The sequence below is a fragment of the Streptomyces sp. NPDC006610 genome (genome assembly GCF_040611575.1).
In the GTDB taxonomy this organism is placed as follows: domain Bacteria; phylum Actinomycetota; class Actinomycetes; order Streptomycetales; family Streptomycetaceae; genus Streptomyces.
Window position 1 is genome coordinate 17267 of the sequence record NZ_JBEXOP010000049.1, and the last position, 16599, is coordinate 33865.

Genomic DNA, 16599 nt, shown 5'->3' on the forward strand with positions numbered 1-16599 from the left:
CCATGAGCACCAACTCCCGCCTGCGCACCTTCGGTACCCGCGAGGTCGGCCCCGGCAAGCCCGTCTACATCTGCGGCGAGATCGGCATCAACCACAACGGCGAGCTGGAGAACGCCTTCAAGCTCATCGACGTCGCCGCCGAGGCCGGCTGCGACGCGGTCAAGTTCCAGAAGCGCACGCCCGAGATCTGCACCCCGCGCGACCAGTGGGACATCGAGCGCGACACCCCCTGGGGCCGGATGACCTACATCGACTACCGCCACCGCGTGGAGTTCGGCGAGGACGAGTACCGCCAGATCGACGCGTACTGCAAGGAGAAGGGGATCGACTGGTTCGCCTCGCCGTGGGACACCGAGGCCGTTGCCTTCCTGGAGAAGTTCGACGTCCCCGCCCACAAGGTGGCCTCCGCCTCCCTCACCGACGACGAGCTGCTGAAGGCGCTGCGCGCCACCGGCCGTTCGGTCATCCTCTCCACCGGCATGTCGACGCCGAAGCAGATCCGCCACGCGGTCGAGGTCCTCGGCAGCGACAACATCCTGCTCTGCCACGCCACCTCCACCTACCCGGCCAAGGCCGAGGAGCTGAACCTCCGCGTGATCAACACGCTGGAGAAGGAGTACCCGAACGTCCCGATCGGCTACTCCGGCCACGAGACCGGCCTGCAGACCACGCTCGCCGCCGTCGCCCTCGGCGCCACCTTCGTCGAGCGCCACATCACCCTCGACCGCGCGATGTGGGGCTCCGACCAGGCCGCCTCCGTGGAGCCGCAGGGCCTCGCGCGCCTCGTCCGCGACATCCGCATCATCGAGTCCTCCCTCGGCGACGGCGTCAAGAAGGTCTACGAGTCCGAGCTGGGCCCGATGAAGAAGCTGCGCCGCGTCCAGGGCGTCGTCGCCGAGGCCGAGATCGCCGCGGCCGCGGGCGAGCCCGTCCAGGTCTGATCCGGTCCGATCCGGGTCTGACGCACCACCACAACCCCACAACGCCCTACCACGGGACGGTCGTACGCCGATGAGCCCCCGCGCCGGGAATGCCGGCCCCACGTCTCTCGCCTTCGTCGAGAGTCCGGTACAGCTGCTGAACGTGCTGGAGTGGGCGCATGTCCACGCGCCCGGTGCGGGGCTCACGCTGGTGGTCCTCTCGCCCGTCGACCCGATGACCCGCGGGCAGCTGCGCCGGATGGCGGAGCTGGCGCGGCGGGAGGGCTGCGACGTCCGCTGGGAGGAGGCGCGCGGCGGCGCGTCGGCTCCCTTCCGGACGATCGGGGGCCTCGTGGGGCTGCTGCGGCGGGCGGAACGGATCGTCATGGGCGATCCGTTCTCCCGCTACGTGCAACTGCTGCTGACCATCACGCGCGCCCGCGAGCTGGTCGTCGTGGACGACGGCACGGCCACCATGGAGTTCGTCACCCAGCTGGCCCGCGGCGAGCGACTCGTGCGCTGGCACCGCAAGGGGCGCCGGCAGGGCCCGCGCGACCTGCTGTTCGCGCCGGTGTCCTCCGCGGCCCGGCGCCGGCTGACCCCGGGCGCCGCCCGCCGGGTCGGCATCTTCTCCTCCATGCCCATCGAGGAGGCGCCGGACGGGGTGACGGTCACCGCGAACGACTTCTCCTGGACCCGCGCCCGCTTCGGGCCGCCGCGGATCACCAGGGGCGCCGACATGGTCGGCACGTCGCTGGTGGAGACGGGGGTGGTGGACGTGGACCGCTACATCGAGGCGGTGGGCGCCCTCGCCAGGACGCACGGCGCGCGCCGCTACTTCGCGCATCGCCGGGAGAGCACCGAGAAGCTGCACCGGCTGGCGCTGGAGACCGGCCTGGAGGTCGTCCGCCCCGACCTCCCGCTGGAGCTGATCGCCCGCCGCGGCCCGGTCGGACGGACGATTCTGAGCTTTCCCTCCACGGTGGTCCACACCCTGCCGCTGGCGCTGGCCGGCACGGACGTGCGGGTCGCCGTCTGCGACATCGACCCCCAGTGGCTCACCCACACGGCGTCGCCCCGGGCGCAGGGGTTCCTGAACGGGGTGACGGACACGGCGCGCGACGTGCACCGGCTCTCGGCGGTGCGGGCGGTCTGACGCGGGGGCTCCCGGGACGACGGCCGCGGCGGCGGGACGCGGGGCGTGACGCACGGCCGGCCGCAGGGCGTGACGCACGGCCCTGCGCTCGGTGCGACCCGGGCGCTGTGACGCGCGTCCTGCGACCCGCGTGCCGGACACGTGCCGTGTCGTGCGCGACGTGACACGGCACACGCGACGCCCGCACGCCACCGGTGAGCCGAGCCGTGTGTGACGCATCCGTCGGCCGAACGGATGCGCGTGGGAGGGGTGGGGCGTGGTATGCGTGGAGGAGTGGGTCGATCCCGACCGCGGCTCCGCGCGGAAGCCGCCCGATTTTACCCACTCCGACCGACGCCTACGCGTCCGCCGGCCAGGTTTTCTTCGCCCGACGGGCTGAAGTTCGTTGATCTCGGGACAGTTGGCCGGCCGGGCGTCCTACCCTTCAGAGGGTGAAGCAACTGATGTCACTGGAGTCCGACGCCGACCGAGTCGTGGAAACCGTGCTGCCGGGCGAGCTGCCCGACGCGCTGTACGCGGAGCTGGTCGCCTTCCGCCGCGACCTGCACATGCACCCCGAACTCGGCAACCAGGAGTTCCGCACCACCGCCGCGATCAAGGGCCGCCTGGAGAAGGCGGGCCTCAAGCCGCGCGTGCTGGCCGGCGGCACCGGACTGATCTGTGACGTCGGTCTCGAGGCGGACGCCGAATGGACCGACGGCCCCGGCATGCTCGCCCTGCGCGCCGACATCGACGCCCTGCCCATTCCGGACGCCAAGACGGACTGCCCGTACCGCTCCACCGTGCCCGACCGCGCGCACGCCTGCGGCCACGACGTCCACACCACCGTCGTCCTCGGCACCGGCCTCGTCCTCGCCGACCTGCACCGGCGGGGGCTGCTGCCCCGCCCGGTCCGGCTGATCTTCCAGCCCGCCGAGGAGGTCCTGCCCGGCGGCGCCGTCGCCGCCATCGAGGACGGCGCCCTGCGCGGCGTGGGCCGCATCGTCGCCGTGCACTGCGACCCCCGCGTCGACGCCGGCCGCGTCGGCCTGCGCGAGGGCCCCATCACCTCGGCCTGCGACCGCGTCGAGATCGCCCTGGACGGCCCCGGCGGCCACACCGCCCGCCCCCACCTCACCACCGACCTCGTCACCGCCGTCGCCCGCGTGGTCACCGACGTGCCCGCGCTGATCGCCCGCCGCGTCGACACCCGCAGCGGACTGGCGCTGACCTGGGGCCGCATCGAGTCCGGGCACGCCCCCAACGTCATCCCGCAGCACGCCGAGCTGTCCGGCACGGTCCGCTGCCTGGACATCGACGCCTGGCGCCAGGCCCCCGACGTCGTCCACGCGGCGGTCGACGAGGTGGCCGGCCTGCACCGCGCCAAGTCGGAGATCACCTACGTCCGCGGCGTCCCGCCCGTCGTCAACGAGTCCCGCACCACCGAACTGCTGCGCGAGGCCATGACCGCCCGCCGCGGCCCCGAGTCGGTCGAGGGCACCGAGCAGAGCCTCGGCGGCGAGGACTTCTCCTGGTACCTCCAGCAGGTGCCCGGCGCGATGGCCCGCCTCGGCGTCCGCGCGCCCGGCGAGCTGACCCCGCGCGACCTGCACCAGGGTGACTTCGACGTGGACGAGTCCGCCATCCGGGTCGGTGTGGAGCTGTTCACGGCCGCCGCGCTGCTGGACGCGCGATAGGCGCGACGAGAGCGGGGCGGTCGCGAAAGGAGCGGGGCGGTAGGGACGCGCCGGGCCGGGTACCCCTTCCGCCACGGCCCGGTTGCGCCGCGCGAGCAGCCGGGGGAGCGTGGTTCGCAGATGTACGCAGAGTGAGGGACGCAGGGGATGCGTGTCCCATGCACACCTTTCGAGACGGTGGTTCACGAGCCCGTAACCGGCCATCGGCACGAATGGATAACGGCCACGCAGAACCCCGTTCCCAGGAGTGTCTACGCGCGTTAATGTGCGCCGAACCGAGCACCCACTGCGGGGCTGCTGAGAATGGGGAAACTTCAGATGCGTCGGATATCCAAACTGACCCGCGTCGCGGTGGGGGTCGCGTCGCTGGCGCTGGCGGCGACCGCCTGTGGCGGCACCAGCAGTGAGGGCGGCGGCGAGGGCAAGGAAGACCTCGGCCTCGCCATCGCGTACGACATCGGCGGCAAGGGCGACCAGTCCTTCAACGACGCCGCCTACGCCGGCCTGAAGAAGGCCGCGGACGAGTTCGGCTACAAGACCGCCGACATCGAGCCCACCGAGGGCGAGACCGACGCCGACAAGGAACAGCGTCTGGCCTCCCTCGCCAAGCAGGGCTACAACCCGGTCATCGGCGTCGGCTTCGCCTACGGCCCCGCGATGGAGGCCGTGGCCAAGGACTACCCGGACACCACCTTCGGCATCGTCGACTCCGTGGTCGAGGGCGAGAACGTCGCCTCCCTGGTCTTCGCCGAGGAGCAGGCCTCGTACCTGGCCGGCGTCGCCGCCGCCAAGGCCACCAAGACCAACACCGTCGGCTTCGTGGGCGGCGTGGACATTCCGCTGATCCACAAGTTCGAGGCCGGTTACCAGCAGGGCGTCCAGGACACCAGCGGCGGCAAGGTCAAGGTCGTCTCTCAGTACCTGACCCAGACCGCGGAGGAGGGCGGCTTCTCCAGCCCCGACAAGGGCAAGGCCGCCGCCGAGGGCCAGATCGAGAAGAAGGCCGACGTCGTCTACCAGGCGGCCGGCCTGTCCGGTCAGGGCGTCATCGAGGCCGCCGCCAAGGCCAAGGTCTGGGCGATCGGCGTCGACTCCGACCAGTACCAGCAGGAAGCCCTCGCGGCGTACAAGGACTACATCCTCACCTCCGCCCTCAAGGACGTCGGCGGCGCGGTGTACGCCCTGGCCAAGTCCGTCCAGGACGACAAGCCGCTGACCGGCACCCAGACCTTCGACCTGAAGGTGAACGGCGTCGGCCTCGCCGAGAGCAACCCGAAGTTCGCCGAGATCGAAGGCCTCCAGGACGCCGTGAACAAGGCGAAGGAAGGCATCATCGACGGCTCCATCACGGTGAAGACGGAGTAGTCCCTCGCCAAGGACCCCTCGGGTCCTGTGCACAACCGCCGGAACGGGCGGGCGCCACACCGGCGCCCGCCCGTTCCGCTTGGCGGGCGGGCACGCAAAGGGAACCCCTCGGAAATCACCCACCGCCACCTCTCGTTCGCACCCGGCAACCCCCCGGCCACGGCTCGGAGTGGCGTTGGCCACGGGCGCATAACAAGGTGGACAGAAGGGTTTTCCGGGGAGGTCTACGCGCGTTAATCTGCGGCGAAGCCAGCGTCGGCGCAATCCGTCCCGCGCTTGGCGATCCCGTACGACAGGAGCACCACACATGCGCCGGGTTTCCCGCCTCGCGGTCGCAGGCGCAGCGACCGCATCCCTCGCCCTCACCCTCTCCGCCTGCGGCGGCACCTCCACCGAGGGGACGTCCTCGGAGTCGAAGGGCGACAAGGGCCTCGCCATCGCGTACGACGTCGGCGGCAAGGGCGACCAGTCCTTCAACGACGCCGCGTACGCGGGCCTGGAGCGGGCGAAGAAGGAGTTCGGCTACGAGACCGCCGACGTCGAGCCCACCGAGGGCGAGACGGACGCCGACAAGGCGCAGCGCCTGATGTCGCTGGCCCGCCAGGGCCACAACCCGGTGATCGGCGTCGGCTACGCCTACGCGCCGGCCGTCAAGGAGGCCGCGGCCGAGTTCCCGGACACCACCTTCGGCATCGTGGACGACTCCACGGTCGAGGCGGACAACGTCGCGGACCTGGTCTTCTCCGAGGAGCAGGCCTCGTACCTGGCCGGCGTCGCCGCCGCCAAGAGCACCGAGACGAACGTCGTGGGCTTCGTGGGCGGCGTGGACATCCCGCTGATCCACAAGTTCCAGGCGGGCTTCGAGCAGGGCGTCAAGGACACCGACCCGAAGGTGAAGGTGCTCTCGCAGTACCTCACCCAGACGGCGGAGGAGGGCGGCTTCTCCAGCCCGGACAAGGGCAGGACCGCCGCCGAGGGCCAGATCGAGAAGAAGGCCGACGTCGTGTACGCGGCGGCCGGTCTGTCCGGTCAGGGCGTGATCGAGGCGGCCGCCGCCAACAAGGTGTGGGCGATCGGCGTCGACTCCGACCAGTACCGGCAGGAAGCCCTCGCCAAGTACAAGGACTCCATCCTCACCTCGGCGATGAAGGACGTCGCCAAGGCGGTCTACAACCTGGCGAAGTCGGTCGAGGACGGCAAGCCCGAGACCGGTATCGTCAGGGGCGATCTGAAGTCGGGCGAGGTCGGCCTCTCGGACTCCCACCCCGAGTTCGCGGACGATGCCGAGCTCCAGGAAGCCATCGAGACGGCCAAGGAGAAGATCACCAGCGGCGAGATCAAGGTCAGGAGCAGCTGACCGAGCAGTACCTCGAGCAGCGTGTAACCGCGGGGTTGCGTCGCCGGGCGGGGTACGGGGAGGCCGCTCCCCGTACCCCGTCGTCGGGGGTGCGCCGGCCCCTTTGAATGCCGTAGGGGCGCTACGCGCGTAGACGACCCCCGTCCCCAGGAGAGTGCGCCATCAACGCGTCCAGCAGCCCTCCGGCCGGAGCGGCGGTCAACGGTCAGCAGACCGCCGTCGAACTCGCCGGGATCACCAAGCGTTTCCCGGGCGTCGTGGCCAACCACGACATCCACCTCAGCGTCCGCAAGGGCACCGTCCACGCCCTCGTCGGCGAGAACGGCGCCGGCAAGTCGACGCTGATGAAGATCCTCTACGGCATGCAGAAGCCGGACGAGGGCACCATCGCCGTCGACGGCGAGCAGGTCGCCTTCTCCTCCCCGGCCGACGCCATCGCCCGCGGCATCGGCATGGTCCACCAGCACTTCATGCTCGCCGACAACCTCACGGTGCTCGAGAACGTGGTGCTCGGCAGCGAGAAGCTGTACGGCATCGGCGCCAAGGCCCGCCGGAGGATCGAGGAGATCTCCGACCGCTACGGCCTCGACGTCCGCCCCGACCTGCTGGTCGAGGAGCTCGGCGTCGCCGCCCGCCAGCGCGTGGAGATCCTCAAGGTCCTCTACCGCGGCGCCCGCATCCTGATCCTCGACGAGCCGACGGCCGTCCTGGTGCCGCAGGAGGTCGACGCGCTCTTCGACAACCTGCGCGAGCTGAAGTCCGAGGGCCTGTCGGTCATCTTCATCTCCCACAAGCTGGGCGAGGTCCTCTCCGTCGCCGACGACATCACCGTCATCCGGCGCGGCACGACCGTCGGCACGGCCGTCCCCGCCGAGACGACGCCGCGCAGGCTGGCCGAGATGATGGTGGGCAGCGAGCTGCCGACGCCGGAGACGGCGGAGTCGACGGTCACCGACCGCCCCGTCATCACCGTCGACAAGCTGCGCCTGGCGGCCCCCGGCGGCAAGGCCCTGCTGGACGACATCAGCTTCACCATCCACGCGGGCGAGGTCCTGGGCATCGCCGGCGTCGAGGGCAACGGCCAGACCGAGCTGGTCGACGCCCTCATCGGCCTGCGCCACGCCGACTCCGGCACCATCCGGCTGGCCGGCGAGGAGATCACCGCCTGGGCCACCCGCAAGCGCCGTGAGCAGGGCATCGGCTACATCCCCGAGGACCGCCACCGCCACGGCCTGCTGCTGGAGGCCCCCCTCTGGGAGAACCGCATCCTCGGCCATGTCACCGAGAAGCCCAACGCCAAGGGCATCTGGCTGGACCCGAAGGCCGCCCAGGAGGACACCCGCCGGATCGTCGAGACGTACGACGTCCGCACCCCCGGGATCGACGTCACCGCCGCCTCGCTCTCCGGCGGCAACCAGCAGAAGCTGATCGTCGGCCGGGAGATGAGCCACAAGCCGCGCTTCCTGATCGCCGCCCACCCCACCCGCGGTGTGGACGTCGGCGCCCAGGCGGCCATCTGGGACCACATCCGGGAGGCCCGCCGCGAGGGCCTGGCCGTGCTGCTGATCTCCGCCGACCTGGACGAGCTGATCGGCCTGTCCGACACGCTGCGCGTGATCTACAACGGCAGGCTGGTCGCCGACGCCGACCCGGCGTCCATCACCCCCGAGGAGCTGGGCACCGCCATGACCGGCGCCGCCACCGGCCACCTCGAACACGAAGAACCGCCGTCCGGCGGCGCGGACGCGGAAGACGAGGCCCGCTGATGAAGAAGTTCGACAAGGAGCGCGTACTCCTCGCCCTGGCCGGGCCGGTCATCGCGCTCGCCGTGGCCTTCCTGCTCAGCGCGATCGTGCTGCTCGCCTCGGGCAAGAACCCGGTCGAGCCGTTCACGATCATGTTCGAGCAGGCCGGCTTCTCCGACGTCCAGGTGCGCATCGTCAACCAGGCGTCGATGTACTACATCGCGGCGCTCGCGGTGGCCATCGGCTTCCGGATGAACCTGTTCAACATCGGCGTCGACGGCCAGTACCAGCTCGCCGCCATGATGGCCGCGATCGTCGGCGCCCGCATGGACCTGCCCGCGGTCGTGCAGATCCCCCTGCTGCTGCTGACCGCCGTCCTCACCGGCGCCTTCTGGTCCGGCGTCGCGGGCGTCCTGAAGATCACCCGCGGCGTCAGCGAGGTCGTCGCCACGATCATGCTCAACGCCATCGCCACCTCGGTGATCGCCTACCTGTGGCTGCCGGACGTCTTCGGCGTCAAGGTCGGCAACAACAACACCACCGGCGAGATGCACGAGTCCGGCTGGGTGCCCGGCATCGACATGGGCGCGGCCGGCGAGATCTACGGCCTGGTCGTCCTCGCCGCCCTGCTCGGCGTCGGCTACTGGGTCGTCCTCAACCGCACCCGCTTCGGCTTCGACCTGCGCGCCTCCGGCGCCTCCGAGACCGCCGCCACCGCCAGCGGCGTCGACCCCAAGCGCATGGTGCTCACCGCCATGCTGATCTCCGGCGGCGTCGCCGGACTCGCGGGCCTGCCGATCCTGCTCGGCGCCAGCCACACCTACAACCTCAACTTCCCCACCGGCATCGGCTTCCTCGGCATCGGCATCGCCCTGCTCGGCCGGAACAACCCCACCGGCATCGCCTTCGCCGCCCTGCTGTGGGCCTGGCTCGACAAGGCCTCGCCCGAGCTGGACTTCCACGACTACGACAAGGAGATCGCGGTCATCATGCAGGGCCTGATCGTCCTGTCCGTGGTCGTCTCCTACGAGGCCGTCCGCGAGTGGGGCCTGCGCCGCCAGCAGCGCCGGGTGGGCGCCGAGCTGGCCGCCGGGAACGTCCTCGGCGCCACCGACAACACCAAGAAGGAGGTGGCTGGCCGATGACCGCCTCGCAGACCTCGGCGCTCGACGTCAACCAGCCCACGCTGCAGCCCGCGGCCCCGACCGGCCGCCGGATGTCGCTGCCGGTGCTGCTCCTGGTGATCGCCGGCGCCCTGGCGCTGACCTCGCTGGTGCGCATCATCACCGGCGCGGACGGCATCACCAACGTCAGCCAGATGTCCACGGCCCTCCAGCTCGCGGTGCCCATCGGCCTCGCCGGCCTCGGCGGCCTGTGGGCCGAGCGGGCGGGCGTCGTCAACATCGGCCTCGAGGGCATGATGATCCTCGGCACCTGGTTCGGCGCCTGGGCCGGATTCCAGTGGGGCCCGTGGACCGGCGTCCTCGTCGGCATCCTCGGCGGCGCGATCGGCGGCCTGCTGCACGCCTTCGTCACCGTCACCTTCAACGTCAACCACATCGTCTCCGGCGTGGCGATCAACATCCTCGCCCTCGGCGCCACCCGCTACCTCGCGCCCCTCGCCTTCGAGGGCCACCAGGGCGGCTCCGCCAAGCAGTCCCCGGCGGTGGAGTCCCTCGGCCACTTCACCGTGCCCGGGCTCTCCGACGGGCTGCGGGACCTCAACGCCAAGGGCTGGTTCTTCGTCTCGGACATCGCCGGCCTGCTCGGCGGCCTGGTCACCAACGTGTCCTGGCTGACCCTGATCGCCGTCGCGCTGGTCCCCGCCTCCTGGTGGATCCTGTGGCGCACCGCGTTCGGTCTGCGGCTGCGCTCCTGCGGCGAGAACCCGGTCGCGGCCGAGTCGCTCGGCGTCAACGTCTACAAGTACAAGTACCTGGCCGTGATCATCTCCGGTGGTCTGGCCGGCCTCGGCGGCGTCTTCCTGTCCATCGTGGCCAACCCGTTCTATCTGGAGGGCCAGGTCAGCGGCCGCGGCTTCATCGGCCTCGCGGCGATGATCTTCGGCAACTGGATGCCGGGCGGCCTCGCCCTGGGCGCCGGCCTGTTCGGCTACACCGACAGCCTCAACCTGCGCGGCGGCTCCGAGAACGTCCACGCCCTGCTGCTGCTCGGCGCGCTCCTGCTGGTCATCGGCGCCATCTGGCTGGCGGTGCGCAAGAAGTTCGTCCACGCGGTGATCACCCTGGTCGTCGGCGCCCTGGTCTTCGCCTGGTACGCCGGCACCAACGAGGTCCCCAACCAGGTCGTCTCCGCCACGCCGTACGTCATCACGCTGGTCGTGCTGGCCCTGTCGGCGCAGCGGCTGCGGATGCCCAAGGCGGACGGACTGCCGTACCGGAAGGGGCAGGGCAAGTGACGGCGGCGGCCGGCGTCGACTGGGAGGCGCTGCGCGCGCTGGCGCGCGAGGCGATGTCCCACGCCTACGCGCCGTACTCCGGATACCCGGTCGGGGTCGCGGCCCTGGTCGACGACGGCCGCACCGTCTCCGGCTGCAACGTCGAGAACGCCTCCTACGGCCTCGGGCTGTGCGCCGAGTGCGGGCTGGTCTCCGAGCTGCAGCGCACCGGGGGCGGCCGGCTGACGCACTTCACCTGCGTGGACGGCCGCGGCGAGATCCTCGTCCCGTGCGGCCGGTGCCGGCAGCTGCTGTACGAGTTCGGCGGACCGGACCTGCTGCTGGAGACCCCGGCGGGAATCCTGCCGCTCTCGCGGATGCTGCCCCAGGCCTTCGGCCCGGACCATCTCGCCGGGTAACTCCCGTGCGGCCCCTCCGAACCGCCTCGGAGGGGCCGCGCACTTTCTCCAGAACGTCGGAAGGAAAGTCATGGCCATGGACGCCATCTCCGTCATCCGCACCAAGCGGGACCGCGGCGAACTCGGCGACGAGCAGATCGACTGGGTGATCGACGCGTACACCCGCGGCGAGGTCGCCGACGAGCAGATGTCGTCGCTCGCCATGGCGATCCTGCTCAACGGCATGAACCGGCGGGAGATCGCCCGCTGGACGGCCGCGATGATCGCCTCGGGCGAGCGCATGGACTTCTCGGCGCTGTCCCGCCCGACCGCCGACAAGCACTCCACCGGAGGCGTCGGCGACAAGATCACCCTGCCGCTCGCCCCCCTCGTCGCCGCCTGCGGCGCGGCCGTCCCCCAGCTCTCGGGCCGGGGCCTCGGCCACACCGGCGGCACGCTGGACAAGCTGGAGTCCATCCCCGGGTGGCGGGCCCTGCTCTCCAACGAGGAGATGCTGAGCGTCCTCGACGGCGTCGGCGCCGTGATCTGCGCGGCGGGCGACGGCCTCGCCCCCGCCGACAAGAAGCTCTACGCCCTGCGCGACGTCACCGGCACGGTCGAGGCCATCCCCCTGATCGCCTCCTCCATCATGTCCAAGAAGATCGCGGAGGGTACGGGCTCCCTGGTCCTGGACGTGAAGGTCGGCACCGGCGCGTTCATGAAGACCATCGAGGACGCCCGTGAGCTGGCCTCCACCATGGTCGGCCTGGGCACGGACCACGGCGTCAGGACGGTCGCGCTCCTGACCGACATGTCGACCCCGCTCGGCCTCACCGCGGGCAACGCCCTGGAGGTCCGCGAGTCGGTGGAGGTCCTCGCGGGCGGCGGCCCCGCCGACGTCGTGGAACTGACCCTCGCGCTCGCCCGCGAGATGCTCGACGCGGCCGGGATCAAGGACGCCGACCCGGCGAAGGCCCTGGCCGACGGCTCCGCGATGGACGTGTGGCGCCGGATGATCGCGGCCCAGGGCGGCGACCCGGACGCCCCGCTGCCGACGTCGCGCGAGCAGCACGTCGTCACGGCCGGCGCCTCCGGCGTCCTCACCCGCCTGGACGCCTACGGCATCGGCATCGCCGCCTGGCGCCTCGGCGCCGGCCGCGCCCGCAAGGAGGACCCGGTGCAGGCCGCCGCGGGCGTCGAACTGCACGCCAAGCCCGGCGACACGGTCCGCGCGGGCCAGCCCCTGCTGACCCTGCACACGGACACGCCCGAGCGGTTCGCGTACGCCCTGGAGGCGGTCGAGGGCTCCTACGACGTGGCGCCCGAGGGGACGGCGTGGACGCCGTCCCCGGTGGTGCTGGAACGTATCGCCTGACCTGCGGTTTCCTCGTACGGGTGAACGGGACCGGCGGACCTCCGTCGGTCCCGTTCGGCATGCCGGGAACCGGCGACGCACCGAACCGTGTCACCTGCTCCCGCGACGTCCCGCCCCCTGAGCACCGTCGCGTTCGGCGAACCCCTCGTCCTCCCGGCCCCCTTCGACCTCGTCATCGACACCGGCGAATTCCCCGTCGGCCGACCTCACCCCAGCACCGCCGCCACCACGACCAGCACCGGCACCGCCAGCACCGTCGACAGCAGGATCGCCTCGCGGGCCAGGACCTCGCCGACGCGGTAGCTGCTCGCGTACGTGAACAGGTTCTGCGCCGCCGGGAGGGCCGACGTCACCACCACGTCGAGCAGGGCCGCGCCGCGCAGGCCGAAGACCGCCGATGCCAGGGCCCAGGCCACCAGGGGCTGGGCGAAGGACTTGAGGGCCACGGCGAGCAGGACCGGGGCCCGTTCCGCGCCGCGCAGCGGGAGGCTGCTGCCGCGCAGGGTGATGCCGAAGGCCAGCAGCACCGCGGGGACCGACATGTTGCCGATCAGGGTCAGCGGGTCCATCAGGGGGCCCGGCATCTCCAGGCCCGTCGCGGACGCCGCCACGCCGGTGAGCGAGCCCACCGCTATCGGGTTGCGCAGCGGGGTCAGCAGCCGCTGCCACAGCGGGCGTCGCGGGCCGTCCGACGTCAGGTCGAGGACGGTGAGGGCGATCGGGGTGATCCCGACGAGCTGGAACAGCAGCACCGGGGCGACGAGCGAGGCGTCGCCCAGGACGTACACGGCTATCGGGATGCCGAGGTTGCCGGAGTTGACGTAACCGGCGCACAGGGCGCCGATCGTGGTGCGGCCCACGCCCCAGTGCCGTACGACGCCCACGGCGACGAAGACGGACGCCACCGCCGCCATGCTCAGCGCGGTGACCAGCAGCCGGCTCGAGAAGACCACCGACAGGTCGGCGCCCGCCAGCGTCGTGAAGAGCAGGCACGGCGACGCCACATGGAACGCCAGCCGGGTCAGGACCTCGCTGCCCTGCTCCCCGAGGTGGCCGCGCCGCCCGATGGCGTAGCCCACGGCGATCACGACGGCGATCACCGCGTACCCGCTCAGCACCCCCTGCACGGCGTCTCCGCGTCGGCTCGGGCGGCGTCGGACGGTGCGGGCGGCCAAGATCGGTGGGGCATGCACCCACCCTCCGGGCCGGGAGGGCCGCGGGTCAATGTGATCCTCGACGGCCCCCCCGGCCCCCCCGGCCCCCCCCTGGCCCCCTGATCCTCTGGCCTTCTGGTCCTCTGGTCCTCTGATCCTCTAGCCCTCTGGCCCCCTGATCCTCGTGACCGCTCTGGCTTCCTGGGCCGCCCGACGCCGATGAGTTCCGCCGTCCGGCACGGTCTACCGCACCGTGGACGCCATGACCCCTGCCGAGATCGTGCTCGCCGGCCCCGTCACCCGGGACGAGGTGACGGGGCTCTGCGACGAGGTGCGGTCCCTGCTCGGCGCCACCGGGGCGCCGGTCGTGGTCTGCGACGTCGGCGGGCTCGGGCCGCCGGGCCTGGCCGCCGTGGACCTGCTGGCGCGGCTCCAGCTGACCGCACGGCAGGCCGGCGGGCGGATCCGGCTGCGCGGCCCCGACCCGGCGCTGCGCGCGCTACTCGACCTGGTCGGCCTCAGCTTCGAGACGGAGGGGCAGGCCGAACAGCGGGAACCAGCGCTGCGTGTCGAGGAAGTTGTGGAACCCGGTGATCCGGCCGTCTGAGATCTCCAGCGCCTGGATCGCCCACGGGACGAAGCCGTCCGACTCCGGGTCCGGCTTGTAGTGCGCGAACCCGGGCAGGCCGTTGACCTGCACGGGCACCAGCCGGGAACCGGCGCAGGAGGCGCCCATCGTCGTCATGAAGCCGGTGATGTCCGCCGGGCCGGTCAGCCACAGGTCGAACGGCGGCATCGTCATGATGGCGTCCTCGTGCAGCAGCGCCGTCAGCGCCGTCATGTCGTAGCCCTCGAAGGCGGCGACATAGCGCTCCAGCAGCTTCTGGTGCTCCTCGTCGAGCGAGCCCGAGACCACCGCGTCGGCGCCCTTGTCCTTCTGCTCCGCGAGCGTCGCCCGGGCCCGCTGCAGGGCGCTGTTGACGGAGGCGACCGAGGTGCCGAGCAGTTCGGCCACCTCGTTCGCCTTCCACGCCAGCACCTCCCGCAGGATCAGCACCGCCCGCTGCTTGGGCGGCAGCTGCTGGAGCGCCGCCATGAACGCGAGCCGTACCGACTCCTTGGCGACCGCCGCCTCCGCGGGGTCGGCGACGGACGGCAGGACGCGGGTGTCGGGCATCGGCTCCAGCCAGGTGTGGTCCGGGCGCGGCGACAGGGCCGCCTGCGCGAGCGGGGTCGACTCGGTCAGATCCATCGGCCGGGCGCGCTTGTTGCCCGCGTTCAGCAGGTCCAGGCAGACGTTCGTCGCGATCCGGTACAGCCACGAGCGCAGACTGGAGCGGCCCTCGAACTTGTCGTAGCTGCGCCAGGCGCGGACCAGGGTGTCCTGGACCGCGTCCTCCGCCTCGAAGGCGGAACCGAGCATGCGGTAGCAGTACCCGGTCAGCTCGACCCGGTACTTCTCCAGTGCCTCGTCGAGTTCCGTCGTGGTCGCGGTGTTGCTCATCGTCCACCCACCCCTGTGGCCATTCCTGTGATGCGCCGTTGCGTCAGCACTTCGGAAGCTACCGCAGCCCACTGACAATGGCCCCCGGAGTGGGAGAACCGGCAGGTCACTGACCTGCCGGTGATGATGCCCACGGGTGAGTCAGGCCGGGCGCGCCGCCCGTCGCGCCGCCCGCGACCCCAGGACCGTGATGCCCACGACCCCGGCGACCGCCAGCAGCCCGACGCCCACCGTCCCGGCCCAGCCGCCCGCGTGGAACGCCATCGCGCCGACCGTGCTGCCCGCGCTGGACCCGACGTAGTACGCCGACTGGTAGAGCGCGGAGGCCTGCGCGCGCCCGTGCGACGCCGTTCCGCCGACCGCCGAGGAGGCCACCGCGTGCCCCGCGAAGAACCCCGCCGTGATGAGCACCAGCCCCAGCAGCACCGACGCCAACGAGTCGCCCAGCGACAGCAGCAGCCCCACCGTCGTCGTGCCCCCGGCCAGGTACAGCGAGCCCCGGCGGCCCAGCCGGCCCACCAGCCGCCCGGCCGTCGACGCGGACACCGTGCCGACCAGGTAGACCAGGAAGACCGAGCCGGCCACGCCCTGCGGCAGCCCGAACGGCTCCTGCGTCAGCCGGTAGCCGATCACCGTGTACACGCCGCCGAAGACGGTCATGAACAGCGCGCCGATCGCGAACAGCCGGCGCAGCAGCGGGTTGGCCAGGTGGTCGCGGACCGTGCCGATCACCACCCGGGGCCGCAGCGAGCCGCGCACGAAGTGCCGGGGGGCCGGCAGCAGCAGCCGGAACGCGACCGCGCAGCCCACGGCGATCACGCCCAGCACCCCGAGGGCGACCCGCCAGCCGAACTCCTGCGCCACCCAGCCGGTGACGACCCGGCCGCTCATCCCGCCCACGCTGTTGCCCGCGACGAACAGGCCGATCGCGGTGACCAGCACCTTCGGCCGGACCTCCTCCGCCAGGTACGCCGTCGCCGACGCGGGCAGCCCCGCCAGCGCCGCCCCCTGCACCGCCCGCAGGGCCACCAGCGCCGTCAGCGACGGCGCGAACGGCACCACCAGTGCCACGGCCACCGCGACCGCCAGGGACCAGGTCATGACCGTGCGCCGGCCGAACCGTTCCGAGAGCGCGCTCATCGGGAGCACGAACAGCGCCAGCCCTCCGGTCGCCGCCGCCACCGTCCAGCTCGCCGCGCCCGCCGTCACGGCCAGGTCGGCGGAGATCAGCGGCAGCAGCGCCTGGGTGGAGTACAGCAGGGCGAAGGTGGCCACGCCCGCGAGGAAGAGGGCGAGGCTCATCCGGCGGTAACCGGGGCCGCCCGGGGCCATCCGGGAATCGGCGCGGGACGCGGGGGAGCCGGCCGCGGGACCCGCGGGAGCGGCCGTGGCACGGCAGGGATCCGCCGTGGGACGGGTGGCGTCGGCAGGGGAACGGAGGGAAAAGGCGCCCACCACGGTGGACGCCCCGGTACTGGCGGGAGACATGCCTCGAAGCTACGGACGTCACGCCTGATCCGTCCAATGCACGGAATCGGCATAATCATTCCC

Annotated in this window: 14 protein-coding genes and 1 pseudogene; 12 read left to right on the forward strand and 3 right to left on the reverse strand. The window is 71.9% G+C overall.

Going from position 1 to position 16599, the window contains the following annotated elements:
* Positions 1–2 precede the first annotated feature (2 nt).
* The 11 genes and pseudogenes from ABZY13_RS29565 to ABZY13_RS29615 all read left to right on the forward strand — a co-directional run.
* Positions 3–941: an N-acetylneuraminate synthase family protein gene (locus ABZY13_RS29565; protein ID WP_356636111.1), complete on the forward strand. Its 939-nt coding sequence runs from the start codon at positions 3–5 to the stop codon at positions 939–941.
* A 70-nt stretch (positions 942–1011) separates the two neighbouring features.
* Complete coding sequence (locus tag ABZY13_RS29570) at positions 1012–2076, forward strand: hypothetical protein (protein WP_356636112.1); 1065 nt, start codon at positions 1012–1014, stop codon at positions 2074–2076.
* 443 nt (positions 2077–2519) lie between these two features.
* Entirely contained in the window at positions 2520–3752 is a 1233-nt protein-coding gene (locus ABZY13_RS29575; protein WP_356636168.1) for a M20 family metallopeptidase, read from the forward strand.
* Between the two features lie 318 nt (positions 3753–4070).
* On the forward strand, positions 4071–5117 hold the full coding sequence (locus tag ABZY13_RS29580; protein WP_356636114.1) for a BMP family ABC transporter substrate-binding protein: 1047 nt from the start codon (positions 4071–4073) through the stop codon (positions 5115–5117).
* Between the two features lie 307 nt (positions 5118–5424).
* Positions 5425–6474, forward strand: a complete 1050-nt coding sequence (locus tag ABZY13_RS29585; protein WP_356636116.1) for a BMP family ABC transporter substrate-binding protein — start codon at positions 5425–5427, stop codon at positions 6472–6474.
* Between the two features lie 161 nt (positions 6475–6635).
* On the forward strand, positions 6636–8240 hold the full coding sequence (locus ABZY13_RS29590; RefSeq protein ID WP_356636170.1) for an ABC transporter ATP-binding protein: 1605 nt from the start codon (positions 6636–6638) through the stop codon (positions 8238–8240).
* Positions 8240–9364, forward strand: a complete 1125-nt coding sequence (locus ABZY13_RS29595) for an ABC transporter permease (RefSeq protein ID WP_356636118.1) — start codon at positions 8240–8242, stop codon at positions 9362–9364. The genes ABZY13_RS29590 and ABZY13_RS29595 overlap by 1 nt, the downstream gene beginning before the upstream one ends.
* The gene (locus ABZY13_RS29600) at positions 9361–10638 is read left to right on the forward strand and encodes an ABC transporter permease (protein ID WP_356636120.1); all 1278 of its coding nucleotides are present in this window, start codon (positions 9361–9363) and stop codon (positions 10636–10638) included. Before ABZY13_RS29595 ends, ABZY13_RS29600 begins: the two co-directional genes overlap by 4 nt.
* Positions 10635–11036 carry a cytidine deaminase gene (locus ABZY13_RS29605; RefSeq protein ID WP_356636122.1) on the forward strand — a complete coding sequence of 134 codons (402 nt, stop codon included), beginning with the start codon at positions 10635–10637 and terminating at the stop codon, positions 11034–11036. The genes ABZY13_RS29600 and ABZY13_RS29605 overlap by 4 nt, the downstream gene beginning before the upstream one ends.
* A gap of 70 nt (positions 11037–11106) precedes the next feature.
* Entirely contained in the window at positions 11107–12390 is a 1284-nt protein-coding gene (locus tag ABZY13_RS29610) for a thymidine phosphorylase (protein WP_356636124.1), read from the forward strand.
* A gap of 111 nt (positions 12391–12501) precedes the next feature.
* Positions 12502–12585: pseudogene (locus ABZY13_RS29615) on the forward strand (Uma2 family endonuclease); the annotation flags it as partial.
* Positions 12586–12596: 11 nt separating this feature from the next.
* Here ABZY13_RS29615 and ABZY13_RS29620 read toward each other — a convergent pair.
* Entirely contained in the window at positions 12597–13517 is a 921-nt protein-coding gene (locus ABZY13_RS29620) for an AEC family transporter (protein ID WP_356636126.1), read from the reverse strand.
* 289 nt (positions 13518–13806) lie between these two features.
* On the opposite strand from ABZY13_RS29620, the gene ABZY13_RS29625 reads away from it, so the two are divergent.
* Positions 13807–14151 (forward strand): STAS domain-containing protein, encoded by a 345-nt coding sequence (locus ABZY13_RS29625; RefSeq protein WP_356636128.1) that lies wholly within the window; start codon positions 13807–13809, stop codon positions 14149–14151.
* Here ABZY13_RS29625 and ABZY13_RS29630 read toward each other — a convergent pair.
* Together ABZY13_RS29630 and ABZY13_RS29635 are read right to left on the reverse strand one after the other, a co-directional pair.
* The gene (locus ABZY13_RS29630) at positions 14044–15048 is read right to left on the reverse strand and encodes a sigma-70 family RNA polymerase sigma factor (protein ID WP_356636130.1); all 1005 of its coding nucleotides are present in this window, start codon (positions 15046–15048) and stop codon (positions 14044–14046) included. The genes ABZY13_RS29625 and ABZY13_RS29630 overlap by 108 nt on opposite strands.
* Before the next feature lie 141 nt (positions 15049–15189).
* Positions 15190–16536 carry an MFS transporter gene (locus tag ABZY13_RS29635; RefSeq protein ID WP_356636132.1) on the reverse strand — a complete coding sequence of 449 codons (1347 nt, stop codon included), beginning with the start codon at positions 16534–16536 and terminating at the stop codon, positions 15190–15192.
* Positions 16537–16599: the final 63 nt, after the last annotated feature.